Source organism: Burkholderia puraquae (assembly GCF_002099195.1).
GTDB classification, from domain to species: domain Bacteria; phylum Pseudomonadota; class Gammaproteobacteria; order Burkholderiales; family Burkholderiaceae; genus Burkholderia; species Burkholderia puraquae.
In genome coordinates, this window is sequence record NZ_NBYX01000012.1 from 36,930 (window position 1) to 61,151 (window position 24,222).

General features: G+C 67.9%; 25 protein-coding genes. 11 read left to right on the forward strand and 14 right to left on the reverse strand.

Annotation, left to right across the window (positions count from 1 at the left end; all coding sequences use genetic code 11):
* Nucleotides 1-21 precede the first annotated feature (21 nt).
* On the reverse strand, nucleotides 22-663 hold the full coding sequence (gene kynB, locus B7G54_RS22240) for an arylformamidase (protein WP_085041053.1): 642 nt from the start codon (nucleotides 661-663) through the stop codon (nucleotides 22-24).
* A 130-nt stretch (nucleotides 664-793) separates the two neighbouring features.
* Between kynB and B7G54_RS22245 the strand changes: the two genes are divergently transcribed.
* Nucleotides 794-1,294, forward strand: coding sequence for an Lrp/AsnC family transcriptional regulator (locus B7G54_RS22245; RefSeq protein WP_006477992.1), 501 nt, complete (start codon nucleotides 794-796; stop codon nucleotides 1,292-1,294).
* On the opposite strand, the gene B7G54_RS22250 is transcribed toward B7G54_RS22245, so the two are convergent.
* The 3 genes from B7G54_RS22250 to B7G54_RS22260 all read right to left on the reverse strand — a co-directional run bounded on the left by B7G54_RS22250 (nucleotide 1,281) and on the right by B7G54_RS22260 (nucleotide 4,157).
* A complete protein-coding gene (locus B7G54_RS22250) occupies nucleotides 1,281-1,787 on the reverse strand; it encodes a flavin reductase family protein (RefSeq protein WP_085041054.1) in 507 nt (168 codons plus the stop codon). The genes B7G54_RS22245 and B7G54_RS22250 overlap by 14 nt on opposite strands.
* 301 nt (nucleotides 1,788-2,088) lie before the next feature.
* Complete coding sequence (locus B7G54_RS22255) at nucleotides 2,089-2,754, reverse strand: hypothetical protein (protein WP_085041055.1); 666 nt, start codon at nucleotides 2,752-2,754, stop codon at nucleotides 2,089-2,091.
* Nucleotides 2,751-4,157: a selenium-binding protein SBP56-related protein gene (locus tag B7G54_RS22260; RefSeq protein ID WP_085041056.1), complete on the reverse strand. Its 1,407-nt coding sequence runs from the start codon at nucleotides 4,155-4,157 to the stop codon at nucleotides 2,751-2,753. Before B7G54_RS22260 ends, B7G54_RS22255 begins: the two co-directional genes overlap by 4 nt.
* A gap of 581 nt (nucleotides 4,158-4,738) precedes the next feature.
* Here B7G54_RS22260 and msrA point away from each other — a divergent pair.
* Entirely contained in the window at nucleotides 4,739-5,299 is a 561-nt protein-coding gene (gene msrA / locus B7G54_RS22270) for a peptide-methionine (S)-S-oxide reductase MsrA (protein ID WP_085041058.1), read from the forward strand.
* Nucleotides 5,300-5,321: 22 nt separating this feature from the next.
* Here msrA and B7G54_RS22275 read toward each other — a convergent pair whose 3' ends face one another.
* The 3 genes from B7G54_RS22275 to pdxH form a co-directional block, all read right to left on the reverse strand.
* The gene (locus B7G54_RS22275; protein ID WP_085041059.1) at nucleotides 5,322-6,629 is read right to left on the reverse strand and encodes a DUF72 domain-containing protein; all 1,308 of its coding nucleotides are present in this window, start codon (nucleotides 6,627-6,629) and stop codon (nucleotides 5,322-5,324) included.
* A gap of 23 nt (nucleotides 6,630-6,652) precedes the next feature.
* Nucleotides 6,653-7,873 carry an SAM-dependent methyltransferase gene (locus B7G54_RS22280; protein WP_085041060.1) on the reverse strand — a complete coding sequence of 407 codons (1,221 nt, stop codon included), beginning with the start codon at nucleotides 7,871-7,873 and terminating at the stop codon, nucleotides 6,653-6,655.
* A gap of 121 nt (nucleotides 7,874-7,994) precedes the next feature.
* Nucleotides 7,995-8,639 carry a pyridoxamine 5'-phosphate oxidase gene (gene pdxH / locus B7G54_RS22285; RefSeq protein ID WP_085041061.1) on the reverse strand — a complete coding sequence of 215 codons (645 nt, stop codon included), beginning with the start codon at nucleotides 8,637-8,639 and terminating at the stop codon, nucleotides 7,995-7,997.
* A 128-nt stretch (nucleotides 8,640-8,767) separates the two neighbouring features.
* Between pdxH and tcdA the strand changes: the two genes are divergently transcribed.
* Nucleotides 8,768-9,625, forward strand: a complete 858-nt coding sequence (gene tcdA / locus B7G54_RS22290) for a tRNA cyclic N6-threonylcarbamoyladenosine(37) synthase TcdA (RefSeq protein WP_085041062.1) — start codon at nucleotides 8,768-8,770, stop codon at nucleotides 9,623-9,625.
* Nucleotides 9,626-9,716: 91 nt separating this feature from the next.
* Here tcdA and trxA read toward each other — a convergent pair whose 3' ends face one another.
* A complete protein-coding gene (gene trxA, locus B7G54_RS22295) occupies nucleotides 9,717-10,565 on the reverse strand; it encodes a thioredoxin (RefSeq protein WP_085041063.1) in 849 nt (282 codons plus the stop codon).
* A 52-nt stretch (nucleotides 10,566-10,617) separates the two neighbouring features.
* The gene (locus tag B7G54_RS22300) at nucleotides 10,618-11,499 is read right to left on the reverse strand and encodes a pirin family protein (RefSeq protein WP_085041064.1); all 882 of its coding nucleotides are present in this window, start codon (nucleotides 11,497-11,499) and stop codon (nucleotides 10,618-10,620) included.
* A 260-nt stretch (nucleotides 11,500-11,759) separates the two neighbouring features.
* Between B7G54_RS22300 and B7G54_RS22305 the strand changes: the two genes are divergently transcribed.
* Nucleotides 11,760-12,638: an EamA family transporter gene (locus B7G54_RS22305; protein ID WP_175130495.1), complete on the forward strand. Its 879-nt coding sequence runs from the start codon at nucleotides 11,760-11,762 to the stop codon at nucleotides 12,636-12,638.
* A 61-nt stretch (nucleotides 12,639-12,699) separates the two neighbouring features.
* Here B7G54_RS22305 and B7G54_RS22310 read toward each other — a convergent pair whose 3' ends face one another.
* Complete coding sequence (locus B7G54_RS22310) at nucleotides 12,700-14,235, reverse strand: N-acetylmuramoyl-L-alanine amidase (protein WP_085041066.1); 1,536 nt, start codon at nucleotides 14,233-14,235, stop codon at nucleotides 12,700-12,702.
* Complete coding sequence (tsaE, locus tag B7G54_RS22315; protein WP_085041067.1) at nucleotides 14,217-14,771, reverse strand: tRNA (adenosine(37)-N6)-threonylcarbamoyltransferase complex ATPase subunit type 1 TsaE; 555 nt, start codon at nucleotides 14,769-14,771, stop codon at nucleotides 14,217-14,219. The genes B7G54_RS22310 and tsaE overlap by 19 nt, the downstream gene beginning before the upstream one ends.
* Nucleotides 14,772-14,788: 17 nt before the next feature.
* On the opposite strand from tsaE, the gene queG reads away from it, so the two are divergent.
* The 3 genes from queG to xerD all read left to right on the forward strand — a co-directional run bounded on the left by queG (nucleotide 14,789) and on the right by xerD (nucleotide 17,506).
* Nucleotides 14,789-16,024: a tRNA epoxyqueuosine(34) reductase QueG gene (gene queG / locus B7G54_RS22320; protein ID WP_085041068.1), complete on the forward strand. Its 1,236-nt coding sequence runs from the start codon at nucleotides 14,789-14,791 to the stop codon at nucleotides 16,022-16,024.
* Between the two features lie 64 nt (nucleotides 16,025-16,088).
* Entirely contained in the window at nucleotides 16,089-16,556 is a 468-nt protein-coding gene (locus B7G54_RS22325) for a methylated-DNA--[protein]-cysteine S-methyltransferase (protein ID WP_085041069.1), read from the forward strand.
* On the forward strand, nucleotides 16,556-17,506 hold the full coding sequence (gene xerD, locus B7G54_RS22330) for a site-specific tyrosine recombinase XerD (RefSeq protein WP_085041070.1): 951 nt from the start codon (nucleotides 16,556-16,558) through the stop codon (nucleotides 17,504-17,506). The genes B7G54_RS22325 and xerD overlap by 1 nt, the downstream gene beginning before the upstream one ends.
* Before the next feature lie 46 nt (nucleotides 17,507-17,552).
* Here the strand turns inward: xerD and B7G54_RS22335 are convergent, their stop codons facing one another.
* Complete coding sequence (locus tag B7G54_RS22335) at nucleotides 17,553-19,115, reverse strand: class I adenylate-forming enzyme family protein (RefSeq protein ID WP_085041071.1); 1,563 nt, start codon at nucleotides 19,113-19,115, stop codon at nucleotides 17,553-17,555.
* A gap of 245 nt (nucleotides 19,116-19,360) precedes the next feature.
* On the opposite strand from B7G54_RS22335, the gene ybaK reads away from it, so the two are divergent.
* Together ybaK and plsY are read left to right on the forward strand one after the other, a co-directional pair.
* Complete coding sequence (gene ybaK / locus B7G54_RS22340) at nucleotides 19,361-19,852, forward strand: Cys-tRNA(Pro) deacylase (RefSeq protein ID WP_085041072.1); 492 nt, start codon at nucleotides 19,361-19,363, stop codon at nucleotides 19,850-19,852.
* Between the two features lie 108 nt (nucleotides 19,853-19,960).
* Nucleotides 19,961-20,599: a glycerol-3-phosphate 1-O-acyltransferase PlsY gene (gene plsY / locus B7G54_RS22345; protein ID WP_085041073.1), complete on the forward strand. Its 639-nt coding sequence runs from the start codon at nucleotides 19,961-19,963 to the stop codon at nucleotides 20,597-20,599.
* Nucleotides 20,600-20,678: 79 nt separating this feature from the next.
* Here plsY and B7G54_RS22350 read toward each other — a convergent pair whose 3' ends face one another.
* Entirely contained in the window at nucleotides 20,679-21,164 is a 486-nt protein-coding gene (locus B7G54_RS22350) for a YajQ family cyclic di-GMP-binding protein (RefSeq protein ID WP_085041074.1), read from the reverse strand.
* Nucleotides 21,165-21,300: 136 nt separating this feature from the next.
* On the opposite strand from B7G54_RS22350, the gene murB reads away from it, so the two are divergent.
* Nucleotides 21,301-22,350 carry a UDP-N-acetylmuramate dehydrogenase gene (gene murB / locus B7G54_RS22355; protein ID WP_085041075.1) on the forward strand — a complete coding sequence of 350 codons (1,050 nt, stop codon included), beginning with the start codon at nucleotides 21,301-21,303 and terminating at the stop codon, nucleotides 22,348-22,350.
* A gap of 90 nt (nucleotides 22,351-22,440) precedes the next feature.
* Here murB and argF read toward each other — a convergent pair whose 3' ends face one another.
* Nucleotides 22,441-23,370: an ornithine carbamoyltransferase gene (gene argF / locus B7G54_RS22360; RefSeq protein ID WP_085041210.1), complete on the reverse strand. Its 930-nt coding sequence runs from the start codon at nucleotides 23,368-23,370 to the stop codon at nucleotides 22,441-22,443.
* Between the two features lie 413 nt (nucleotides 23,371-23,783).
* Between argF and B7G54_RS22370 the strand changes: the two genes are divergently transcribed.
* Nucleotides 23,784-24,104: a DUF3579 domain-containing protein gene (locus tag B7G54_RS22370; protein WP_021162567.1), complete on the forward strand. Its 321-nt coding sequence runs from the start codon at nucleotides 23,784-23,786 to the stop codon at nucleotides 24,102-24,104.
* Nucleotides 24,105-24,222 lie beyond the last annotated feature (118 nt).

A 24,222-nucleotide genomic window follows, 5' to 3' on the forward strand; every position in this document is an offset into this window, starting at 1 on the left:
TGGGGTCGTCAGTCGGGGTAATCAGGAAGCACGTGCGGGCAGCGCACGCAGCACTGCGCGCACGGGGCTTGCGTCGAGCGTCGCGAATTTCAGCGGCAGCGCGATCAGTTCGTAGTCGCCGGGCGGCACGTCGTCGAGCACGATGCCTTCGAGGATCGCCATCCGGTGCGCGCGTACGCGGTGATGCGCATCCATCGTCTTCGATTCCTGCGGGTCGAGCGACGGCGTATCGATGCCGATCAGCTTCACGCCGTGCGCGGCGAGCAGGTCGACGGTCTCGGGCGCGACCGCGCAGAAGTCGCTGTCCCACTGCTCGACGCTGGCGCGCGCACAGGTGCGCAGCAGCACGCGTGGCGGTACGCCGTCGAGCGCGGCTGCGACATCGGCCGGCTGCACGACCGGCGAGGCGCCGATGCAATGGATCACGCGGCACGGGCCGAGGTAGGTCTCGAGCGGCACGGCGCCGATCGGCGCGCCGTCGGCGTCGTAGTGCAGCGGCGCGTCGCAGTGCGCGCCGGTATGCGGCGACAGCGTCAGGCGCGCGACGTTGACCGGCGAGCCGGCTTCCATCCGCCACACGCGTTCGACGGAAACCGGCGTATCGCCCGGCCACACGGGGGTGGCGGGGCTGACAGGCGGCGAGATGTCCCAGAGGGTGTCCATGGCATGACGATTCGATGAGTCGATGCTTCGAATGATAGGTGGACGCTCGTCGAAAGTGCTTGCGAAATAAACATGGACAATCCGCCGGATTGGCAGATAATTCGACTCAGAGGGAAAACGGGGACCAAAAATGCACGCGATCACGCTCGATGCCACCGACTGCCGGATTCTGGCGGTACTGCAGGAAGAGGGCAGAATCAGCAATCTCGACCTGGCGGAACGGATTTCGCTTTCGCCGTCCGCCTGCCTGCGCCGCATGCGCCTGCTCGAGGAGCAGGGCGTAATCGAGCACTATCGTGCGTGTCTGAGCCGCGAGAAGCTCGGCTTCGAGCTCGAGGCGTTCGTGCAGGTATCGATGCGCAACGAAGAAAATCAATGGCACGAGCGCTTCGCGGAAGCGCTGCGCGAATGGCCGGAGGTGGTCGGCGCGTTCGTCGTGACAGGCGAGAGCCACTATCTGCTGCGCGTGCTCGCGCACAACCTCAAGCACTATTCGGATTTCGTGCTGAACCGGCTCTACAAGGCGCCGGGCGTGATGGACATCCGTTCGAACATCGTGCTGCAGACGCTGAAGGATGAAGCCGGCGCGCCGGTCGGGCTGGCGCGCACCGGGGCGATCAAAGCGGTGTAAGGCCGTGGAAGCCGCCGCCGTGGAACACGAGCGGTGGCGCGTCCGGCTCGGTACGCACGCCGCAGCGCTCCACTTCGCCGACGAAGATCACGTGATCGCCTTCGTCGTAGCGGCTGCGGTTATGGCACTCGAACCACGCGAGCGCGCCGTCGAGCACCGGCATCCCGGAATTGCCGGCTTCATGCGCGATGCCTTCGAAGCGGTCGCCCTTGTAGGTCGAGAAGCGCTTGCACAGGTCGAGCTGCGATGCCGCGAGCACGTTCACCACGTAGTGGCTGTTGCCGCGGAACACGGGCGTCGACGCCGATTTGTGCGCAAGGCTCCACAGCACGAGCGGCGGATCGAGCGAGACCGAGTTGAACGAGCTGGCGGTGATGCCGATCAGCTGCCCGGACGGCGCGCGCGTCGTGATCACCGTCACGCCCGTTGCGAACTGGCCGAGTGCTTGCCGGAAGGCGGCCGCGTCGAAATCCGGAGGATTGGCCTGGCTCATCGGGCAGCCATCCGGAACGAGACGGGCGGGCGCGGCGCAACGCGGGTGGGGCGGGCACGGCGGACGAAAGGCGACAAGGCGGTCGATGAGGAAGGGGTGCGCATGGCCCGATTTTAGCGGAATCGGGGCGGTCGGGCCCGGCCACGCGGCGCATCGCGGGGGCAGGGTGACGTAGCGAACACTGCGGCATGCTGCCGGATGTGCAAATGCGCGCAGCCGGCATCGCCGTTCCGTCGCGTATTTTTGCGGGACCGCCGCTCCGCCCGGCGCCGCTGCACCACATTCGCCATCGATCCCCGCGCTATCGCGCCGCCGCCAGTCCGAGCGACAGCGCGCCCGTCACGATCAGGCTCGACGCCCACACCGCATCGAGATTGAACCAGCTCCGCGATACGAACTTCAGCCCGAGATAGCGGTACACGAGCCACGCGAGCCCGCCGCCGGCACCGATCATCGCGATTGCATGCACGGCCGCGACGACCAGCGCCATCCCGAGATGCGCATCGACGAGCGTGGCTGCCGCGCGGTGGCCGGCGTCCTGGTCGAGCCCGCACAGCCCGAGGTAGATCGGCACCAGCATCAACCCCGCGCCATGCGCGATCGCGACGGCGAACGACCACAGGCCGAGCCGTGCGGGCGGAATCCGCGCGAGCGCACGCGGATGCCGGCGCCGGATCAGCAGCACGGCGCCGAAGCCGATCACGAGCGCGCTCGCGCCGATCCGGATCGCCGTTTGCCACGCGAGCAACGCGGCGAGCAGCCCGAACGGCAGCATCACCGCGAACACCGCCAGCGCATGGCCGAGCGCGAGATAGCCGAGCGCCGCGACGAGCGCGCCGCCGCGGCGCGTCATCAGCGCGTTCGATACCGCGAGCGGCCAGCCCATCGCGGGGTTGAGCCCGTGATACACCCCGCTCGCGAGCACGGCCGCCCACAGTGCGAACTGGGCGTGAAGGCTGGCGTTCAACGCTTGACCGACGGATAGCAGAACGAGTCGGTCGAGCAGTCGCCGCCTTCGAGCCGGATCTGGTGTGCGCGATAGCCGTCGGGGAATTCGACCCAGTAATCGTCGGCGAGCGTCAGCCCGCCTTCCGGCCCCACATGCGCGAGCACCTGCGCGCCCGGCACGCCGTCCGGATAGAACTGGTCGTCCCACGTCGAATAGAGCGAGTTGGTCCAGTACACGCGCTTCCCGTCGCGGCTGATCTCGACCATCTGAGGGCCGCCCGCAAATGCGCGGCCGTTCGAGTGCGGCGCACGGCGCGCGATGCCGCCGATGCGGACCGACCCCGCGAGCACCGGGTGGTGCGGGTCCGACACGTCGTACTGGCGCATCTCGCCGGTGCCCCAGCACGACACGTAGAGGAAGCGGTCGTCGAGCGACAGGTCGATGTCGGTCACGAGCGGCGGCACGGCGCCGAACGATTTCAGGAGCGGCGGCAGCTCGTCGGCAGCGGCCGGCTCGGCCGGGATCGTCGCGGTCTTCTTCACATGGAACTTGCCGCCTTCGCGCCACCACGTCCAGATCGAGCCTTCGAGATTCGTGGTGTCGACCACGACGCCGACGAATCCGTATTCGCGCGCCGGGTCGTGCGCGGGCCGCACCTCGAGCGCCATCTGGTGCTGCGCGCCGAGATCGATCGTCTGCACGTTGCGCCGCGCGCGCAGATCCCAGAAATGCAGCCGGTGCCCGTATTTGTTCGCGAGCAGGTCCTCGGGCACGATCCCGTTCTCGAATTGCGGTGGCAGCGCCCATTCGCTCGACACCATGTAGTCGCGCGGCAGGTTCCACCAGAAGTCGTAATGCTTGTCCTGCGGGCCGCGGTCGATCTCCCAGCGGCCGAGCACGTCGAAGGTCTCGCAATCCATGATGAAGATGCCGGGCGCGCCGTCGGTGCCGTCCTTGCCCGCGCCGCCGAGCGTGCTCACGTAGATGCCCTCGGGCCCGCAATGAACGGTGTGCGGCCGCGAATAGCCGGTCTTCGCGAAGATCTCGTCGGGCTCGATGATCTTGTGGATGCGCGCCTGCGTCGGATGCGGCTTCGTGTCGATCACGTAGATGCGCGACGAGCGCAGGCCGGGGATGATCAGGTAGCGGCGCTCGAGGAACGCATGGCCGGTCAGCGGCGACAGCGACGACGAACACGCATTCCAGCCGAAGTGGTGAAACTCGTCGCCGGTATTCGGCATCGTGACCGTGTGCACGATTTTTCCGTAGGTCGGCGAGCCGGGCTTCACGTCGATCACGGCGAGCGCGTCGGGTCTGGAAAAATCGGGGCTCAGCAACAATGTATAGGCAAACTCTTCCGCCGGCGCCTGCATCGCAAGCTCGGGCGAAGCGTGGAACGTCGGGTCAGGCCGCATGCTCATGGTGATGCCCTCTCGATGGTGTCGGATCGTGGTCGCACGGCCGTTCGTTGCGGGCGTGCGGGTCGGGGTTGCCGCGCGGCGCGCATGACGCCGGCGGGAGCGATCGGCAGGCGGACGCACGTGCCGGCGACACGCGCAGCGCCGTGCATCAGATCGTGAAAGCGGATAAAGGCGGTGTGCCGGATCGCCGCACGCGGGGCGGGGCGGATGCACGGCAACGCGGTGGCGCAGTCGAAGCGGCGGCCCGCGACGCAGCGATGGCCGGGCGAGTGACGCAGGCGATGTCTGTTAAGGCATGCATATCGATGTTCCGGCAGATGATGTTTGCATCAGGGTCGGGCATGCATCGGAAGCTTTGCGCGAGACAGCGGGTTTGCCGCCGCGCTCGCGCGTGCCTAAGTGTAGACGAGAAAACGGGCGGCCGGTCGCGCGCGGCACCTGTGCACTCTGTCAGGTTCGCGTGCGGGTGAGATACTTGCCGCAGTGCCGTTGCGACCCGCACCTGGGTGGGCAGCGGCGAGACGGAACGGTGGCGCCGGCGCATGCATGCCGGGTGCCGACATCAACGAGGGACTGATTTCATGGTGAACGACATGCTTGAAACCGCGACATTGGGAGGCGGGTGTTTCTGGTGCACGGAGGCGGTGTTTCTCGACGTCGACGGCGTGACGGCCGTCCAGTCGGGCTACGCGGGCGGCCATACGCGCAATCCCGGCTATCGCGACATCTGCGAAGGCGACACGGGCCACGCGGAAGTCGTCAACGTGACGTTCGATCCGTCGCGCATCGGCTATCGCGAGATTCTCGAGATCTTTTTCGCGACGCACGATCCGACCCAGTTGAACCGGCAGGGCAACGACTTCGGCACCCAGTACCGCTCGGTCGTGTTCACGCATTCGGATGCGCAGCGCGACACCGCGCTCGACGTGATCCGCGAGCTCGAGCGCGAGCAGGTGTTCGGGCAGCCGATCGTCACGCAGATCGTGCCGCTCGACGGCAACTACTGGCCGGCCGAGGATTATCACCAGAACTATTACGCGCGTAACCCGGGGCAGGGCTACTGCTCGGTCGTGATCGGGCCGAAGCTCGCGAAATTCCGGCAGAAGTTCTCGCACCGGCTGAAGTCGCTGCGCGGCGCGTAAGTGCGACCGGCACAAGCCGGTATCAAGCCGCCTCGCTGCGCCACTGTGCGCACGCGGCGGCGATCTCGCGCGCGAGCGCGATGCACGACAGCGGCGCGGAGCCTTCCGCCTTGTTGTTGATCGTGATGATCACCGGCTGCCCGGCCAGCGCATAGCGCGCGGCCAGTTCGGCAAGCGCCGAGCGCGTGGCCGGATCTTCGTCGACGAGCTTGTCGAACGGCTCGTATTTCGCTTTCGCCTGTTCGTACTTGAAGCCGCCGTGCAGGCTCCAGCGCACGATCAGCGGGCCCGGCGCGTCGCCGTCGAGCAGCGCGAGCGCGGCCGCCTGGCGCAGCGGGTCGGGCATCCGCGCGTGCAGGCCGACGCAGTAGCGCACGCCGAGCGCGGCAAGCGCGCGGATGAAGCGCGGCGTGAGCAGGCTCGCGTCGCGGATCTCGATCGCATAGCGGGTGCCGTCGGCTTCCGTCGGCAGCGGCGGCAGCGCCGCGAAGAACGCGGTCAGCCGGTCGATCAGTGCGGCCGGCTGCGCGAGCAGCTGATCGGGCAACGGCGAGAACTGGAACACGAGCACGCCGGCTTTCCGGCCGAGCCCTTCGACGCACGGCTGCACGAATTCGCGGGTGGCGAGCGGCGCGTCGAGGAAGGTCGGGTTCGGCCCCGACGGCTCGCCGCGCCGGCCGCGGATGACCGCATCGGTCACGGAGGCCGGCGCCTTCACGACGAAGCGGAAATCGTCGGGCACCTGCTGCGCGTAGCGCAGGTAGTCGGCCACCGACAGCGGGCCGTAGAACGACCGGTCGAGGCTCACGCTCTTGAGCAGCGGATGCGCGCCGTACGCTTCGAGCCCTTCGCGCGACAGCTTGGTCTGCGCGTAATCGCCGTCGTAGACGATGCCGTCCCAGCCAGGGAAGTACCACGACGACGTGCCAAGCCGGACATTCGGCGGCAGGCCGGCCGCTGCATCGGCCACATCCGGTGCGATCGGCGCGGGCAGCACGCCGCGCCGGCGCCGGCCGTTCTTCGGCGGCGCGGCCGGCGGGGACGGTTCGTCCCATAGCAGGCCGGAAGCGGCTGGCGGCGTTTCGTCGGAAGAACGGGCGCTGGTGCGGGTGCGGGTGCGCGGTGCCGGCTGCGCGTCGTCACGCGCGTCCGGTTTCACGTGTTCGTCGGTGTCGGTGTCGGCAGGTGGGCCGTCGTCCGCAGGCGACGCGCGTGCAGCGTCGGCCGGCACACCGAACAGGTCGAATTGCCCGTCGGCGTGCGGCGCGTTGGTGTCGTCGTGCTGCTGTCGTTCCGGCGGCGCCTTGCGCCGCGTCCTGCCGTCACCCATGCATGCCCAGCGTGAAGCGCCGCCTAGCGCGGCAGCGCGTGTTCGTACATATAGCGCCGCGACCACGGCAGCGTTTTCGCGCTGCGTCCGGCCTTGCGGCACACGATCTGGAAGATCGACACGTCGTCGTGCTCGAATGCATACGCGCAGCCGGCGAGATACACGCGCCAGATACGGAATTTTTCGTCGTCGACGAGTTGTCGCGCGGCTTCGGCCTTCGCCTCGAAGTTTTCCGTCCAGATGTCGAGCGTGCGGGCATAGTGCCGTCGCAGGCTTTCGACGTCAATCGCTTCCAGTCCGCCGCGCTGCGCGGCTTCCAGCGCGAGGCTGATGTGCGGCAGCTCGCCGTCCGGGAACACGTAGCGGTCGATGAACTCGCCGCCGCCGAGCGCCGTCTCGCCGCTTTCCGCGTCGGTCGACGTGATCCCGTGGTTCATCGCGATGCCGTCGTCGGCGAGCAGTTCACGGACCCGCGAGAAGTAGAGCGGCAGGTTCTTGCGCCCGACGTGCTCGAACATCCCGACGCTCGTGATGCGGTCGAACTGGCCGTCGATCTCGCGGTAATCCTGCAACCGGATTTCGATCCTGTCCTCCAGCCCGGCGGCCTTCACGCGCGCGGTCGCGAGGTCGAACTGGTTCTGCGACAGCGTGACGCCGAGGCACTGCGCGCCGAACTTCTGCGCGGCGCGCAGTACGAGCGCGCCCCAGCCGCAGCCGATGTCGAGCAGGCGCTGGCCGGGCTGAAGCTGGATCTTGGTGAGGATATGGTCGATCTTCTTGATCTGCGCGGTGGCGAGATCCTCGTCGCCGTTCTCGAAGTACGCGCACGAGTACACCATGTTCTCGTCGAGCCACAGCTGGTAGAACTCGTTCGAGACGTCGTAGTGATACTGGATCGCCTTCTTGTCGGTGCTCTTCGAGTGATTGAAGTAGCGCTTCACGCGCGCGAGCTTGCTCGCGCTCGTCACCGTGCTGCGAGCGAGCGAGTAGCCGATGTTGATGATGTCCGACAGCTTGCCTTCGATGTCGATCTTGCCCTTCACATACGCCTCGCCGAGATTGTCGAGGCTCGGTTCGAGCAAGAGCGGCAAGGCCGACGCACTGTTCACCTTCAGCGTGACCTGCGGCGCGCTGAAGGTGCCGAAATCGAGTTGATCGCCGTTCCACAGCACAAGGCGCGCCGGTATGTTCGCTTTCGCCCGTACTTCGTCCGCCCACTGTGCCAGCTTCTTTTCCCAGAACATTTGGATTCTCCGTTTGTTCGTTGAATCGAATACAGCCAAGTATCTTGACCGGCGCCCGCCGCTTGCGAGGCGGGCGCCCGGATGCAACACGAGACACGACCGGCATGCGCCGGCGCCGCGCTTACGGCGACAGGCGCGAGATCGACCAGCCCGACGACGTATCGGCGTCGCGCGTATAGAGCAGGCGGTCGTGCAGCCGCGACGGGCGGCCCTGCCAGAACTCGATCGAGTCGGGCACGAGGCGGTAGCCGCCCCAGTGCGGCGGGCGCGGCGGGTTGTCGCCGTAGCGTTCGCTGACGGTCTTTTCCTGCGCTTCGAGCGTCGCGCGGCTGTCGATCACGGCGCTCTGCTCGGACGCCCACGCGCCGATGCGCGAGCCCAGCGGGCGCGACGCGAAATAGCGGTCGCTTTCCTCGGCACTGGTTTTCTCGATCCGGCCTTCGATGCGCACCTGGCGCTCGAGCTCGATCCAGTAGAACAGCAGCGCGGCCTGCGGATGCGCGGCGAGATCGCGCCCCTTGCGGCTTTCGTAATTGGTGAAGAAGACGAACCCGCGTTCGTCGACGCCCTTGATGAGCACGATGCGTGCCGACGGCCGGCCGTCGTCGCCGACGGTCGCGAGCGTCATCGTGTTCGGCTCGGGCAGCCGGGCGGCGAGCGCCTCCTTGAACCAGCGGTCGAACTGGGCGAAGGGGTCGGGGGCGACATCGGCTTCGTCGAGCGAAGCACGTGAGTAATTGATGCGGAGATCGGCGAGAGTCGTCATGTTATGCAAACGCTTCAATCTGGAACCATTGTAGCCAACGCGCAAGAAACGTGCGTGCACAGTGGCGCGTGCGAGCGGGGAGTTCAGGCAAAATAGAGGGCTGCACGACTTACGTTTTCCTTGCTGCCATGTCCGCTGCCGACGCTGCCCCGCCCCGTTCCTCTGATCTTACCCCGACCCCGGAAATCCAGCTTGACGTGGATCGAGCGCGGCGTTTCGGCGGCGTCGCGCGGCTGTACGGCGCGCCGGCGGCCGCCGCATTCGAGCGCGCGCACGTCGCGGTGATCGGGATCGGCGGCGTCGGGTCGTGGGTGGCCGAGGCGCTCGCGCGCAACGCGGTCGGCACGCTGACGCTGATCGATCTCGACAACGTCGCGGAAAGCAATACGAACCGGCAGATCCACGCGCTCGACGGCAATTACGGCAAGCCGAAGGTCGACGCGATGGCCGAGCGGATCGCGCTGATCGACCCCGCGTGCCGTGTGAACCGGATCGAGGATTTCGTCGAGCCCGACAACTTCGACGCGCTGCTCGGCGGCGGTTTCGACTACGTGATCGACGCGATCGACAGTGTGCGCACGAAGGTCGCGCTGATCGCGTGGTGCGTCGCGAAGCGCCAGCCGCTCGTCGTGGTCGGCGGCGCGGGCGGCCAGCTCGACCCGACGCGCATCCGGATCGACGATCTCGCGCTGACGATCCAGGATCCGCTGTTGTCGAAGGTGCGCGCGCAGTTGCGCAAGCAGCACGGCTTTCCGCGCGGGCCGAAGGCGCGTTTCAAGGTCAGCGCCGTGTATTCGGACGAGCCGCTGATCTATCCGGAAGCGGCGGCCTGCGACCTCGAGGACGGCGCCGAGCCGTCCACGGCCGCGCACGTCGCAGGGCTCAACTGTGCGGGATTCGGTTCGAGCGTGTGCGTGACCGCGAGCTTCGGCTTTGCGGCCGCCGCACATGCGCTGCGCGCGATCGCGGCACAGGCCGCCGGCTGAGCCGCTGCGAAGCGCGGTCGTTGACGGATGCTGCGGCGCGTGGCACGCGGTTATCCCGCAGCCGGGCCGTTGCGGCCCGGCCGGTCACACGTCAGTTGAGCGCCATGCTCAGCTTGCGCCGCCACTCGGCGACGAGGTCCGGGCGATCGCCGGCCAGCTCGAACACCGAGATCATCGTGCGGCGGCCGAGGTCGTCGCCATACGCGCGGTCGCGCGTGACGATTTCCAGCAACTGCTCCAGCGCACCTTCATACGCGCGCCGCGCGATCAGGCTCTGTGCGAGATCGAAACGCGCGTCGAGGTCGGCCGGGTTGGCCGCGATGCGCGCTTCGAGCGCATCGGTCGGCGGCAGGTCGGCCGTGGCGTCGAGCGCGTCGAAACGGGTCTTGATCGCCTGGTAGCGCGGATCGCCGTTCTGCACGGTCTGCGGCGACAGGCGTTCGGTCTCGGCGCGCGCGGCGTCGACCTGGTTGCTCGCGAGCAGCAGTTCGATCAGGTCGAGGCGTGCGTCGTCGAAGCCGGGGTTCAGCGCGAGCGCCGCTTCGAGGTGCGTGAGCGCGTCGTCGTAGCGTTCCTCGGCCATCGCGTACTGCGCGGCACGCCGTTCGGCTTCCTCGGGCGCCGGCAGCAGCCGGTCGAGGAATGCGCGCAGCTGGCCTTCGGGCAGCACGCCGACGAACTGGTCGACGGGGCGCCCGTCGGCGAACGCGATCACGTGCGGGATGCTGCGCGTCTGGAAGTGCGCGGCGAGTTCCTGGTTCTCGTCGACGTTGACCTTCACGAGCTTCCAGCGGCCTTCGTAGTCGCCTTCGAGCTTTTCCAGCAGCGGGCCGAGCGTCTTGCAGGGGCCGCACCACGGCGCCCAGAAGTCGACCAGCACGGGTGCGTCCAGCGACGCCTCGATGACGTCTTTCTCGAATGTGGCAAGCGTGGTGTCCATGTCGTTCTCTTTCGTTCGAATGTCGTCAGGATGGGGGCGGTGCGCCCCTTTTTCAACGCGGTTTCGATTCGGGCAGCGGAATCCACTCGGTCTCGCCCGGCACCTTGCCCATTTCCTGGCGCGTCCATGCCGCTTTCGCGCGCTCGATCGCCTCGCGGCTGCTGGCGACGAAATTCCATTCGATGAAGCGCTCGCCGTCGATCTTGTCGCCGCCGAGCAGCATCGCGCGTGCGCCGCTGCCGCTCGTCAGCGTGACTGCGGCGCCGGGCGCGAGCACGGCCATCTGCTCGGCCGGCACCGGCGTGCCGTCGATCGCGAGCTCGCCGTCGACCACGTAGACCGCACGCTCCTCGTGCGATGCGTCGAGTTCGAGACGGCCGCCGGCCGCGAATTCGGCCGCGACATACAGCGTGCGCGAGAACGTCGTGACCGGCGAGCGCAGCCCGAACGCGTCGCCGGCGATCACCGTCAGCGACACGCCGTCTTCGTCTCGCTTCGGCAGCGTGTCGGCCGCATGGTGCTCGAACGACGGCTCGGTCGTCTCGTGCGCGCGCGGCAGCGCGACCCAGGTCTGGATCCCGTGCACGGTGTGGCCGTGTTCGCGCTGCGCGTCGGGCGTGCGTTCCGAGTGGACGATCCCGCGGCCGGCCGTCATCCAGTTCACGTCGCCCGGCACGATTTCCTGCAGCGAGCCGAGGCTGTCGCGGTGCAGGATCGCGCCGTCGAACAGGTAGGTGACGGTGGCGAGGCCGATATGCGGATGCGGGCGCACGTCGAGCCCCGTGCCGGGCGGCAGCGTGGCGGGCCCCATGTGATCGAAGAAGATGAACGGGCCGACGAGGCGTGCGGCGAGTGCGGGCAGCGTGCGGCGCACCTGCAGGTTGCCGATGTCGCGCACGTGCGGCTTCAGCAGGGCTTTGATCGGAGCGGTCATGGCGGATCCTGTGGGGCGGCGGGGGATGCCGGTCATTGTACTGGCCGTCCGCCACGGATTCCATGCGCGCCGCGCGGGTATCGGGCCCGGAGCCGAAAGCCGGTAGACTGACCGGCTTCCAGGAACACGCCGGGCTGCCCCGGGTTTTCCGTCCCGCAGGAAGTCCCCTCGGGGGATGGCCACCTCGGGGAGCCTGGCGCGAAGCGACAGCGCTCGGGAGCACCTTGCACAACGATTCGACAATCGAGGAGACGCCGATGATGGCCCCGAAGGACTTGCTGCTTGCGCTGGTCGTGATCCTGGCGTGGGGCGTGAACTTCGTCGTGATCAAGGTCGGCCTGCACGGCATGCCGCCGATGCTGCTCGGTGCGCTGCGCTTCACGCTCGCGGCGGTGCCCGCGGTGTTCTTCGTGCGCCGGCCGCAGATTCCGTGGCGCATGCTGGTGCTGTATGGGGCCACGATCCAGCTCGGCCAGTTCGTGTTCCTGTTCACCGGCATGTACGTCGGCATGCCGGCCGGCCTCGCGTCGCTCGTGCTGCAGTCGCAGGCGTTCTTCACGCTCGTGTTCGCGATGCTGTTCCTCGGCGAGCGGCTGCGCCCGCAGAACCTGCTCGGCCTCGCGATCGCCGCGGGCGGGCTCGTCGTGATCGCGGCGCAGGGCGGCCGCGCGATGACGCTTGCGGGTTTCCTGCTGACGATCTGCTCGGCCGCGATGTGGGCGTTCGGCAACATCATCACGAAGAAGGTCGGCCGTGCAAACCTCGTGTCGCTCGTCGTGTGGGCAAGCCTCGTGCCGCCCGTGCCGTTCTTCCTGCTGTCGTTGTGGTTCGAAGGGCCGCAGCGGATCGCGACCGCGCTCGCCGGGCTGAACGGCGCGTCGATCTTCGCGGTCGTCTATCTCGCGTTCGTCGCGACGCTGCTCGGCTACGGGCTGTGGAGCCGCCTGCTGTCGCGTTATCCGGCCGCGCAGGTCGCACAGTTTTCGCTGCTGGTGCCGATCGTCGGCCTTGCGTCGTCGGCGCTGCTGCTCGACGAGCATCTGACGCGCCCGCAGCTGATCGGCGCGGCGCTCGTGATGGGCGGGCTCGCGGTGAACGTGTTCGGCGGGAAACTGATGCGCCGCTTCGCGGCATCGTGACGCGCCGGCACGCACAGCGTGCCGGCGGCGGGGCGGGTGACCGGGTGCGCGGGTACGGCCGTCAGGCCATCCGGCTCTTCGCGAGCGGCGGATTCGCGGCGAAATAGCGCTTGATGCCGCGGAAGATCGCGTCGGCCATCTGGTCGCGATAGCTGTCGTCGTTCAGCCGGCTCTCCTCTTCCGGGTTGCTGATGAACGCCGTCTCGACGAGGATCGACGGAATGTCGGGCGCCTTCAGCACCGCGAACCCGGCCTGCTCGACCGAGCCCTTGTGCAGCTTGTTGATGCCGCCGACTTCCTTCAGCACGTAGTTGCCGTAGCGCAGCGAATCGCGGATCTGCGCGGTCGTCGACATGTCGAACAGCGCGCGGTTCACGGCCGCGTCCGCCGTCTTGATGTTGATGCCGCCGATCAGGTCGGACGAATTTTCCTTGTTTGCCATCCAGCGCGCCGCGGCGCTCGTCGCGCCGTGATCGGACAGCGCGAACACCGACGAGCCGCGCGCGGACGGGGTCGTGAACGCGTCCGCGTGGATCGACACGAACAGGTCGGCGCCCACGCGGCGCGCCTTCTGCACGCGCACGTTCAGCGGCACGAAGAAGTCGGCGTCGCGCGTCATCATCGCGCGCATGTTCGGCGCGCCGTCGATCTTCGCGCGCAGCTTCTTCGCGATGTCGAGCGCGATGTGCTTCTCGTACGTACCGCCGCCGCCGATCGCGCCCGGATCCTCGCCGCCATGGCCAGGATCGATCGCCACCGTCAGCAGGCGCACGGTGCTGCCCTTGCCGGATTTCGGCGCGGTGAACTTGTAGGTGTCGCCGTCGTCGTCGCTGTCGTCGCGGCGGGCGATGACGGGCGGCGGCTTGACGGCCGGCTTCGCGGATGCCGAAGGCGTGCCGGCGGCGGGCGGTGTGTGCGGCGTGTGCGGCGTGGCCGGCGTGTTCTGCGCGAAGCGCTGGAAGAATGCGTCGCTGTTGTCGCCCGCGGCGGGCGGCGGGGTACCCGGGCCGGCCAGCGTGGTCGGCGGCTGCATCTGCTGCGCGCGCGCGGTGTCGTTGAGCGCCTGCTCCTTGCGTTCCGTCTGCGCGATCAGGTCGGACAGCGGATCGGGTGCAACCGCCGGATACAGGTCGAACACCAGCCGGTACTTGTAGGTGCCGACCGGCGGCAGCGTGAACACCTGCGGCTTCACCGAGCCTTTCAGGTCGAACACCATCCGCACGACGTGCGGTTGATACTGGCCGACACGCACCGACTGGATCTGCGGATCGTTCGGCGCGATCTTCGATACGAGGTCACGCAGCGCCTGGTCGAGATCGAGGCCGGTCAGGTCGACCACGAGACGGTCGGGACCCTGCAGCAGCTGTTGGCTATTCTGCAGCGGCTGGTCGGATTCGATCGTGACGCGCGTGTAATCGCGTGCGGGCCACACGCGCACGCCGAGCACCGACGACGCGTGCGCGAGCCGCGGCGCGACGAGGCCGAGCACCAGCGTCGACGCGCCCGCGCGCAGGATCTGGCGGCGGCGCCAGTTGTGCGTCGCGGTGGCCGCCGATTCGATCGAGCGGAACGGTTTGATCAACATCTTTCGAGACATGCCTTTCCTGAAGCGCTGTACGCCCGGACGGTGAGGGCACGGCCGTCGCCATCCACGTCGAGCGAGAAAACCAGATCGGGTACGCCGAGCAGCGTGCCCGCCTGTTGTGGCCATTCGACGAGGCAGATCGCGCTGGAATTGAAATATTCGCGAAAGCCAGCGTCGGACCATTCGGCCGGATCGTTGAAACGATACAGATCGAAGTGATAGACCTCGAGTTCCCCATCATCGCGTTCGAGCGCGTACGGCTCGACGAGCGTATAGGTCGGGCTGCGCACGCGCCCCGTGTGGCCGAGGCCGCGCAGGATCGCACGTACGAGGGACGTCTTGCCCGCGCCGAGATCGCCAACGAGCTGGATCTGCAACCCGTCGAACGCATGTGCGCGGGCGAGCTCGGTGCGCGCCGCGTCGAGCGCGTGCGCGAAGCGGGTGCCGAAGGCCTCGGTCGCCGCTTCGTCGGCGAGCGCGATCACGCGCTCCGCGAGCGGGGCGGGCAGCATGGCGGCATGAGGCGGTTGGCTGGACGTGGCTGGCATTCTCGTAAAATAGTGCGATGAACCGATTACCGGAACTCGCCGCATCCGACAGGCCTTCGACTCGTGCCGAAGGCGCGGCACCGTGCGCGCTCGACGATGCGGCATTGACTGCGCTCGCCGCGCGCATCAGGGCGTGGGGGCGCGAATTGGGTTTCGGGGCGATCGGCATCAGCGATACCGATCTCTCGGATGCCGAAGCAGGCCTCGCCGCCTGGCTGGAAGCCGGATACCACGGCGAAATGGATTATATGGCGAAACATGGGATGAAACGCGCGCGTCCGGCCGAACTTGTGGCCGGTACGCGACGCGTGATTTCCGCGCGGCTCGCCTACCTGCCGGCAGAAACGCTCGCTGCCGGCACGCCCGACGGCGAGCCGGGCGCGCATGCGCTGCACGACTGGCGCGCGCGCGAACGGGCCCGTCTCGACGATCCGCAGGCGGCCGTCGTGTCGATCTACGCACGCGGCCGCGACTATCACAAGGTGCTGCGCAACCGGCTGCAGACGCTCGCCGAGCGCATCGAGCAGGAGATCGGCGCGTTCGGCTACCGCGTGTTCACCGATTCGGCACCCGTGCTCGAGGTCGAGCTCGCGCAGAAGGCCGGCGTCGGCTGGCGCGGCAAGCACACGCTGCTGCTGCAGCGCGATGCGGGCTCGCTGTTCTTCCTCGGCGAGATCTACGTCGACGTTCCGCTGCCGACCGACGCGCATACGTCGCCCGACACCGCGCCCGAGACGCCAGGCGCGCACTGCGGCAGCTGCACGCGCTGCATCGGCGCCTGCCCGACCGGCGCGATCGTCGAGCCGTACCGCGTCGACGCGCGCCGCTGCATCTCGTACCTGACGATCGAACTGAAAGGCAGCATCCCCGAGCCGCTGCGGCCGATGATCGGCAACCGCGTGTACGGCTGCGACGACTGCCAGCTCGTGTGCCCGTGGAACAAGTTCGCGCAGGCCGCGCCCGTCGCCGATTTCGACGTGCGGCACGGCCTCGATCGCGCGACGCTCGTCGAGCTGTTTGCGTGGGATGCGGACACGTTCGATACGCGGATGCAGGGCAGTGCGATCCGGCGCATCGGCTACGAAAGCTGGCTGCGCAATCTCGCGGTCGGGCTCGGCAATGCGCTGCGTGCGGACGCGGGCCGGCTCGCGCCGCAGGCGCGCGACGCGATCGTCGCCGCGTTGCGCGCGCGGGCCGACGATCCGTCGCCGGTCGTGCGCGAGCATGTCGAATGGGCGCTGCGGGCCGCGTAAAGGCGGCGTAAAGTGTCGTCGGCGCGCGGTGGTGCCGCGCGCATCCATCGGTCAGGAGAGGGCCATGTTCAATGCAGTCATCGACGCGCCGTTCGGCAAGGTCGGCATCCGCACGGATGCCGCGGTGGTGCGCGAGATCGTCTATCTGCCCGAATCGATGAAGTCGGTCGATCCGGACTCGCCGCTCGCGATGCGCGCGGTCAAGCAGATCGAACGTTATTTCGAGCGCGCGTCGGCGCGCTTCGACCTGCCGCTCGCCGAGGTCGGCAGCGCGTTCCAGCATCGCGTGTGGGACGTGATCAGCGATATCCCGCCCGGCACGGTGCTGACCTACGGCCAGGTCGCGAAGCGGATCGGCAGCGCGCCGCGCGCGGTCGGCCAGGCCTGCGGCGCGAACTACTTCCCGCTCGTGGTCCCGTGCCATCGCGTCGTCGCGGCGGGCGGCCTCGGCGGCTTCGCGAACCACGACGACAACGGTTATTACCAGAAAGTGAAGCGCTGGCTGCTGGCGCACGAAGGCGTGCCGTACTGATGAGTGAATCGCTGATTTCCCCCGAAGCCGACGGCGAAGCTGCCGCGGCGTCACCCGCGCTGCTCGCGAGCCGTGCGTCGATCGACGTGTTTTGCGATGCGCTGTGGCTCGAGCACGGGCTCGCGCGCAACACGCTCGACGCGTACCGGCGCGATCTGGTGCTGTTTTCCCAATGGCTGGCCGCGACGCACGACACGCCGCTCGATGCGGTCGACGAAGCGATGGTGACGGGCTACATCGCCGCGCGCAGCGACGGCAAGGCGACGTCGTCGAACCGGCGGCTGTCCGTGTTCCGGCGCTATTACGGCTGGGCCGTGCGCGAGCACCGTGCGAGCGCCGACCCGACGCTGCGGATCACGTCCGCGAAACAGGCTGCCCGGTTTCCGTCGACGTTGTCGGAGGCGCAGGTCGAGGCGCTGCTCGGCGCGCCCGACATCGGCACGCCGCTCGGCCTGCGCGATCGCACGATGCTCGAGTTGATGTATGCGAGCGGGTTGCGCGTGAGCGAGCTCGTGACGCTGAAGACCGTCGAGGTCGGGCTCAACGAGGGCGTCGTGCGCGTGATGGGCAAGGGCTCGAAGGAGCGGCTCGTGCCGTTCGGCGAAGTCGCGCACGGCTGGATCGAGCGTTACCTGCGCAATGCGCGGCCGGCGCTGCTCGGTGCGCGCGCGGCCGATGCGCTGTTCGTGACCGCGCGCGGCGACGGGATGACGCGCCAGCAGTTCTGGAACATCATCAAGCGCCACGCGCAGCACGCGGACGTGCGTGCGCACCTGTCGCCGCACACGCTGCGGCATGCGTTCGCGACGCACCTGCTGAACCACGGCGCCGACCTGCGCGTCGTGCAGTTGCTGCTCGGCCACAGCGACATCTCGACCACGCAGATCTATACGCACGTCGCGCGCGAGCGGTTGAAGACGCTGCACGCGCAACACCACCCGCGCGGTTAGCGCACTTCACGGCGCGGGCTTCGGCGCGCGCACCGGCCCGCTTGCGTCAGACCCGCTCGCGCAGCTTGTGCTTCAGCACCTTGCCCGTCGACGCGGCCGGCAGCGCGTCGAGCACGCGGATGTGCGCGGGGCGTTTGTAAGGCGCGAGCCGCTCCGCGCACCATGCGTGCAATGCCGTTTCGTCCGCCGTCGCGCCGGGCACCAGCTCGACGAACGCGAGCACTTCCTCGTTGCCTTCGACCGCGCGCCCGATGACGGCCGCCTGCACGACGTCCGGATGCGCATTCAGCACCTGCTCGACTTCGACCGGATAGACGTTGAAGCCCGACCGGATGATCAGCTCCTTGCTGCGGCCGGCGATCGTCACCGCGCCGTCTGCCTCCTGTCGCGCGAGATCGCCGGTGCTCAGCCAGCCATCAGGCGATACGGCCGCTCGCGTGGCGTCTGCGTTGCGGTAATAGCCGAGCATCACGTTCGGCCCACGCACGCGGATTTCCCCGACTTCGCCCGACGGCACGTCGGTGCCGTCCGGCGCGACGATCCGCATCTCCACGCCGGGAATCGGCACGCCGACCGAGCTGTCGGCGCGTGGCGCGTCGAGCGGTGTCTGCGTGATCGTCGGGCTGCTTTCGGTCATCCCGTAGCCGTTGTGCAGCGGCACGCCGTACAGGTGCTCGACGCGTGCCTTGAGGTTCGCGTCGAGCGGCGAGCCGCCCGAATACGCGAAGCGCAGGCGCGGTGCGTGCCACGCGTGGCCGTGCGTGTGCAGGTGTTCGAGCAGCTTTGCGTGCATCGCGGGCACGCCCTGGAAGATCGTGACGCCTTCGTCGGCGAGCGCGACGCGCACGGCTTCCGGCGAGAAGCGCGGGACGAGCCGCAGCGTCGCGCCCGCGTACAGGCTGCCGAGGCAGACCGACGCGAGCCCGTACACGTGAGACACGGGCAGCACCGTATAGACGAGGTCGTCGGGCGACACGCGGCGCAGCGTGCTCGACGTCGCCGCGATGAACAGCAGGTTGCGATGCGACAGCATCACGCCTTTCGGCGTGCCGGTCGTGCCGGTCGTGTAGATCAGCGCCGCGCATTGCGCGGCACCGTCGGCGGCGACCGGTTCGCCCGGCGCGCTCGCGTCGACGCGATACGACCACGCGCCGATGTCGACCGGCAGCGCACCGGCAGGCGTCGCGCCGTGCCGAGCGGCATGCGTGCGCGCGTCGGGCGATGCGTCGGTGGTGAACGCGATCAGCTTCGGACGCGCGTGCGCGGCGATCGCGTCGAGCTCGCTGGCGGACAACCGCGCGTTCGACACGAGCGCCCACGCGTCGACGCGGGCGGCCGCGAACAGCAGCACGATCTGCGCGACACAGTTTTCGGCGACGATCATCACGCGGTCGCCGCCTTGCACGCCGAGGTTGGCGAGCAGCACGGCGGCCGCGTCGACGGCCTGCGACAGGTCGCCGTACGACAGGCGGCGCGCGTCCTCGATCAGCGCCGGATGCGCGGGCGCCTGCGCGGCCCAGCGTGCGGGCACGTCGGCGATGCGGCGAGGCAGCGCGGCGAGCAGCGCTTCGACGTCGAGCGGCTCGGAAGAACGATGGGACGAGGACATGGCGTCTCCAGAAAAGGGGCAGGCGGCGGCTGGCGAGGTTGGCGAACGATCGTGCCATGATGGCGTGCGCGCCACAATCGGCCATTCGGGCAATAGCGCTTCGCGATGTCCGCAATGATGATGGACGGAATCGTGGCGGCGACTCAGCCGGCCGCCCGGCGGAAAACGGGCCGCGAGTATACCGCCGGCGTCGGCGCGAGGGCGCCATTGCCCGCCCGCCGGTCGTTCGCCATTAAAATGCCGCCATGAGCAAATCCAGACACGTGTCCGAAACCCCCGCGACCCAGCTGTTGCGCCGCCATGGCGTCGCGTTCGGCGAGCATCCGTACGACTACGTCGAGCATGGCGGCACCGGCGAATCGGCGCGCCAGCTCGGCGTCGACGAGCACAGCGTCGTGAAGACGCTCGTGATGGAAGATGAACATGCGAAGCCGCTGATCGTGCTGATGCACGGCGATCGCACCGTATCGACGAAGAACCTTGCGCGGCAGATCGGCGCGAAGCGCGTCGAGCCGTGCAAGCCCGAGGTCGCGAACCGTCATTCGGGCTATCTCGTCGGCGGCACGTCGCCGTTCGGCACGCGCAAGGCGATGCCCGTCTACGTCGAGGCGACGATCCTCGAGCTGCCGACGATCTACCTGAACGGCGGCCGTCGCGGCTACCTCGTCAGCCTCGCGCCGGCCGTGCTCACGTCGCTGCTCGGCGCGCAGTCCGTGCAGTGCGCCAGTGTCGACTGAGGGTTTCACCTTCGTGGCAGCCTGCGCGCGTTCGGTAGAATGGGCGCCGTTTCGGCTTGCCGCGCGCAGCCGTCCCTTTATCGATACGTTGAAAGAAGAGTCCTCCGCATGCAGATCCTGCTCGCCGCCCTCGTTGCCTACCTGATCGGTTCGGTGTCGTTCGCCGTCGTCGTCAGCGGCGCAATGGGCCTGGCCGACCCGCGTTCGTACGGGTCGAAGAATCCCGGCGCGACCAACGTGCTGCGCAGCGGCAACAAGAAAGCCGCGATCCTGACGCTCGTCGGCGATGCGTTCAAGGGCTGGATTGCCGTCTGGCTCGCACGGCGCTTCGGCCTGCCCGACGTCGCGGTCGCATGGGTCGCGATCGCCGTGTTCCTTGGCCACCTGTATCCGGTGTTCTTCCGCTTCCAGGGCGGCAAGGGCGTCGCGACCGCGGCCGGCGTGCTGCTCGCCGTGCACCCGGTGCTCGGGCTCGCGACCGCGCTGACCTGGCTGATCGTCGCGTTCTTCTTCCGCTATTCGTCGCTCGCGGCGCTGGTGGCGGCCGTGTTTGCGCCGGTGTTCGACGTGTTCCTGTTCGGCACGGGCCACAACCCGGTTGCGTGGGCCGTGCTCGCGATGAGCGTGCTGCTCGTGTGGCGTCACCGCGGCAACATTTCGAAGCTGCTGGCGGGGCAGGAGAGCCGCATCGGCGACAAGAAGAAGGCGGCCGCGGACAGCGGCGCGCAGGACGGCGGGAAAGCCTGAGCAGGTGCGGCGCCTGCCGCATGCCGGGCGCTCCGCGTGTGCGGGGCCCGGCGCGATGATGTGACGGATCGTCCGGCGATCAGTCGCGGAAGTTGTTGAAGTCGAGCGGCGTGTCGGTCACGTCCTTGCGCAGCATCGCGATCACGCTCTGCAGGTCGTCGCGCTTCGTGCCGGCCACGCGCACCGCGTCGCCCTGGATGCTCGCCTGCACCTTGATCTTGCTGTCCTTCACGAGCCGCACGATCTTTTTCGCGAGATCGCCGGTCACGCCTTTCTTCACGGTGACGATCTGCTTGACCTTGTCGCCGCCGATCTTCTCGACCTTGCCGTAGTCGAGGAAGCGCACGTCGACGTTGCGCTTGGCCAGCTTGCTGATCAGCACGTCCTTGACCTGGCCGAGCTTGAAATCGTCATCGGCGAACAGCGTCAGCTCGCGCTCCTTCTGCTCGACGCGCGAGTCGGAGCCCTTGAAGTCGAAGCGCGTCGAAATTTCCTTGTTCGACTGCTCGATGGCGTTCTTCACTTCGATCATGTTCGCTTCGGAAACGACGTCGAACGATGGCATGGCATTCTCCCTTGAGATGCGGGCACCCGGCTCACGCGCGGGCACTCGCTATAATTGCGGACTGTTTGCCATTTTACCGATGCCCCTCCGTTTGCCCAAGACCGGCCGCGTGCCGCCCGGGCGGACGTGACCGCGAATGCCGATGCCTCCTGACGATTCCGCCCTGTCGCTGCTCCCCGACCATCCGCTCGCCGCGCACAATACGTTCGGCATCGCCGCGACCGCGCGCCTTGCCGCGCGCATCACGCATGCGTCGCAGTTCGAGGCGCTCCATCGCGACCCGCGCGTCGCGAACCTGCCGCAGCTCGTGCTCGGCGGCGGCAGCAACGTCGTGTTCACGCGCGATTTCGACGGCCTCGTGCTGCTCGACGAGATCGCGGGCCGCCGCGTCGTGCGCGAGGATGACGACGCGTGGTACGTCGAGGCCGGCGGCGGCGAGAACTGGCACGCATTTGTCGCATGGACGCTCGAGCACGGGATGCCGGGTCTCGAGAACCTCGCGCTGATTCCGGGCACGGTCGGCGCCGCGCCGATCCAGAACATCGGCGCGTACGGCCTCGAGATGAAGGCGTACTTCGACTCGCTGGTCGCGGTCGAGCTGGCGACGGGGCGCAGCGAGCGATTCGACGCCGCGCGCTGCGCGTTCGGCTATCGCGACAGCTTTTTCAAGCGGGAAGGGCGCGGCCGGTTTGCGATCGTAGCGGTGACGTTCCGGCTGCCGAAGCAGTGGGCGCCGCGGCTCGGCTACGCGGACGTCACGCGGGAACTCGACGCACACGGCATCGCGCCCGATGCGGCGACGCCGCGCGACGTGTTCGACGCCGTCGTCGCGATCCGCCGCGCGAAGCTGCCCGATCCGCTCGTGCTCGGCAACGCGGGCAGTTTCTTCAAGAATCCGGTGATCGATGCCGCGCAATTCGATGCGCTGCGCGCCCGCGTGCCCGAGGTCGTGTCGTATCCGCAGCCGGACGGGCAGGTCAAGCTCGCGGCCGGCTGGTTGATCGACCGCTGCGGCTGGAAGGGGCGCGCGTTAGGTACGGCGGCCGTGCACGACCGCCAGGCGCTCGTGCTCGTCAATCGCGGCGGCGCGACGGGCGCCGACGTGCTCGCGCTGGCGCGGGCGATCCAGGCCGACGTGCACGCGCAATTCGGCATCGAACTCGAGCCCGAGCCGGTCTGCCTGTAACACGGGTTCCGCGCTGCTTTTCGTGCGCCCGAACAAAAAGCGCCGATCGTCGATCGGCGCTTTTTTCATGGATGGCCGGATGCCGGCGCGTCAGTGCTTGAGGCGGCCGAGCAGCAGGAACTCCATCAGCGCCTTCTGCACGTGCAGGCGGTTTTCCGCTTCGTCCCACACGACGCTCTGCGGGCCGTCGATCACGCCGGCCGTCACTTCTTCGCCGCGGTGCGCAGGCAGGCAGTGCATGAAGAGGGCGTCCGGGTTCGCGTGGCCCATCATTTCCTCGTCGACGCACCAGTCGGCGAACGCCTTCATCCGCGCTTCGTTCTCGGCTTCGAACCCCATGCTCGTCCACACGTCGGTCGTCACGAGATCGGCGCCCTTGCACGCTTCGTTCGGATCGTCGAACACCTCGTAGAACGGCGCGCTGTCGGGCGACACGAGCTTCATGTCGAGCGCGTAGCCGGGCGGTGTGGACAGGCGCAGCTTGAAGCCGAGGATCTGCGCAGCTTCGATCCACGTGTACAGCATGTTGTTCGCATCGCCGACCCACGCGACCGTCTTGCCGGCGATCGGGCCGCGGTGCTCGTAGTACGTGAAGATGTCGGCGAGCACCTGGCACGGGTGGTAATCGTTGGTCAGGCCGTTGATCACCGGCACGCGGGAGTTCTCCGCGAAGCGCGTGATCACGTCCTGCTCGAACGTGCGGATCATGATGATGTCGACCATCCGCGAGATGACCTGCGCGGAATCCTCGACGGGCTCGCCGCGGCCGAGCTGCGTGTCGCGCGTGCTCATGAACACGGCGTGGCCGCCGAGCTGGAAGATCCCGGCCTCGAACGACAGGCGCGTACGCGTCGAGCTTTTCTCGAAGATCATCGCGAGCGTGCGGTCGTGCAGCGGGTGATAGGTCTCGTAGTTCTTGAACTTGCGCTTCAGGATACCCGTGCGTTCGAGCACGTACTCGTAGTCTTCCAGCGAGAAATCCTTGAACTGCAGGTAGTGACGAATGGTTTTGGCGGTCATGAAGCGAGATACGGCGGGTTGCATCCGGCAGCAAGGCCGGACGGCGCCGCCGTCGGGTGTGGATAACTCAAAGCAGCATAAAGGATTTTCTGTGCTTTGACGAGCCGTGGAAAGAAGCGGGGCGGGATCGCCGCGCACGACAGGCGGTGCAGGAGGAGGGGTGTCGGGACGGCGCGCGATGGCGCGCTGCGGTATAATCCAAAAGTTTTCTCCAGCCCGGCAGGCAAGCCTCCTCGCGCTCTGCCGGACACAAGCCGTGCGCTGCACAAATCCGGTGCAGTCCGCCGGCGGCGCGCGTCGACGTCCCGTTTTCGGGATACCGGAGTGCTTGTGCTGCCGTCCGTTTCAGCTTTGTGTTCGCGTATCCAGGCGCCGTTGCCTGGACATCGCCGGGCCGTCACTTGGGTAACCACATGGCTGAAACCCCTCCGACCGAATTCTTCATCCAGGGCATCACGAAAGACGGGAAAAAGTTTCGCCCGAGCGACTGGTCGGAACGTCTGGCCGGTGTGATGGCCTGCTTCGGGCCGGGGGCGAGCGGGCCGAACGCGCGTCTCAAGTATTCGCTCTATGTGCGTCCGACGATGCTCGGCGACCTGAAATGCGTGATCCTCGATTCCCGGCTGCGCGACGTCGAGCCGATGGCTTTCGATTTCGTGTTGAATTTCGCGAAGGACAACAACCTCGTTGTCACCGAGGCGTGCGAACTGCCGGACTACGACGCGAAGAAGTAATGCTGACCCCGGGCGAGGGCGCCTGCGGCGCCCGCCCTGGCAAGGTGTCGTCGGCTCGCATCATGCGCCGGCGACAGACGACAAAAAAGCCCGCCTAGGCGGGCTTTTTTGCGATCGC

Bases quoted from the DNA above. Each gene is read 5' to 3' on its own strand.
- argF (WP_085041210.1), bottom strand. From the start codon at position 23,370: ATGACCGCCAAAACCATTCGTCACTACCTGCAGTTCAAGGATTTCTCG.
- murB (WP_085041075.1), top strand. From the start codon at position 21,301: ATGCCGATGCCTCCTGACGATTCCGCCCTGTCGCTGCTCCCCGACCAT.
- msrA (WP_085041058.1), top strand. From the start codon at position 4,739: ATGGTGAACGACATGCTTGAAACCGCGACATTGGGAGGCGGGTGTTTC.
- B7G54_RS22325 (WP_085041069.1), top strand. From the start codon at position 16,089: ATGTTCAATGCAGTCATCGACGCGCCGTTCGGCAAGGTCGGCATCCGC.
- B7G54_RS22250 (WP_085041054.1), bottom strand. From the start codon at position 1,787: ATGAGCCAGGCCAATCCTCCGGATTTCGACGCGGCCGCCTTCCGGCAA.
- B7G54_RS22350 (WP_085041074.1), bottom strand. From the start codon at position 21,164: ATGCCATCGTTCGACGTCGTTTCCGAAGCGAACATGATCGAAGTGAAG.
- B7G54_RS22300 (WP_085041064.1), bottom strand. From the start codon at position 11,499: ATGACCGCTCCGATCAAAGCCCTGCTGAAGCCGCACGTGCGCGACATC.
- B7G54_RS22370 (WP_021162567.1), top strand. From the start codon at position 23,784: ATGGCTGAAACCCCTCCGACCGAATTCTTCATCCAGGGCATCACGAAA.
- kynB (WP_085041053.1), bottom strand. From the start codon at position 663: ATGGACACCCTCTGGGACATCTCGCCGCCTGTCAGCCCCGCCACCCCC.
- pdxH (WP_085041061.1), bottom strand. From the start codon at position 8,639: ATGACGACTCTCGCCGATCTCCGCATCAATTACTCACGTGCTTCGCTC.
- ybaK (WP_085041072.1), top strand. From the start codon at position 19,361: ATGAGCAAATCCAGACACGTGTCCGAAACCCCCGCGACCCAGCTGTTG.
- B7G54_RS22310 (WP_085041066.1), bottom strand. From the start codon at position 14,235: ATGTCTCGAAAGATGTTGATCAAACCGTTCCGCTCGATCGAATCGGCG.
- B7G54_RS22245 (WP_006477992.1), top strand. From the start codon at position 794: ATGCACGCGATCACGCTCGATGCCACCGACTGCCGGATTCTGGCGGTA.
- B7G54_RS22280 (WP_085041060.1), bottom strand. From the start codon at position 7,873: ATGTTCTGGGAAAAGAAGCTGGCACAGTGGGCGGACGAAGTACGGGCG.
- B7G54_RS22260 (WP_085041056.1), bottom strand. From the start codon at position 4,157: ATGAGCATGCGGCCTGACCCGACGTTCCACGCTTCGCCCGAGCTTGCG.
- tcdA (WP_085041062.1), top strand. From the start codon at position 8,768: ATGTCCGCTGCCGACGCTGCCCCGCCCCGTTCCTCTGATCTTACCCCG.
- B7G54_RS22275 (WP_085041059.1), bottom strand. From the start codon at position 6,629: ATGGGTGACGGCAGGACGCGGCGCAAGGCGCCGCCGGAACGACAGCAG.
- xerD (WP_085041070.1), top strand. From the start codon at position 16,556: ATGAGTGAATCGCTGATTTCCCCCGAAGCCGACGGCGAAGCTGCCGCG.
- trxA (WP_085041063.1), bottom strand. From the start codon at position 10,565: ATGGACACCACGCTTGCCACATTCGAGAAAGACGTCATCGAGGCGTCG.
- B7G54_RS22305 (WP_175130495.1), top strand. From the start codon at position 11,760: ATGGCCCCGAAGGACTTGCTGCTTGCGCTGGTCGTGATCCTGGCGTGG.
- plsY (WP_085041073.1), top strand. From the start codon at position 19,961: ATGCAGATCCTGCTCGCCGCCCTCGTTGCCTACCTGATCGGTTCGGTG.
- queG (WP_085041068.1), top strand. From the start codon at position 14,789: ATGAACCGATTACCGGAACTCGCCGCATCCGACAGGCCTTCGACTCGT.
- B7G54_RS22335 (WP_085041071.1), bottom strand. From the start codon at position 19,115: ATGTCCTCGTCCCATCGTTCTTCCGAGCCGCTCGACGTCGAAGCGCTG.
- tsaE (WP_085041067.1), bottom strand. From the start codon at position 14,771: ATGCCAGCCACGTCCAGCCAACCGCCTCATGCCGCCATGCTGCCCGCC.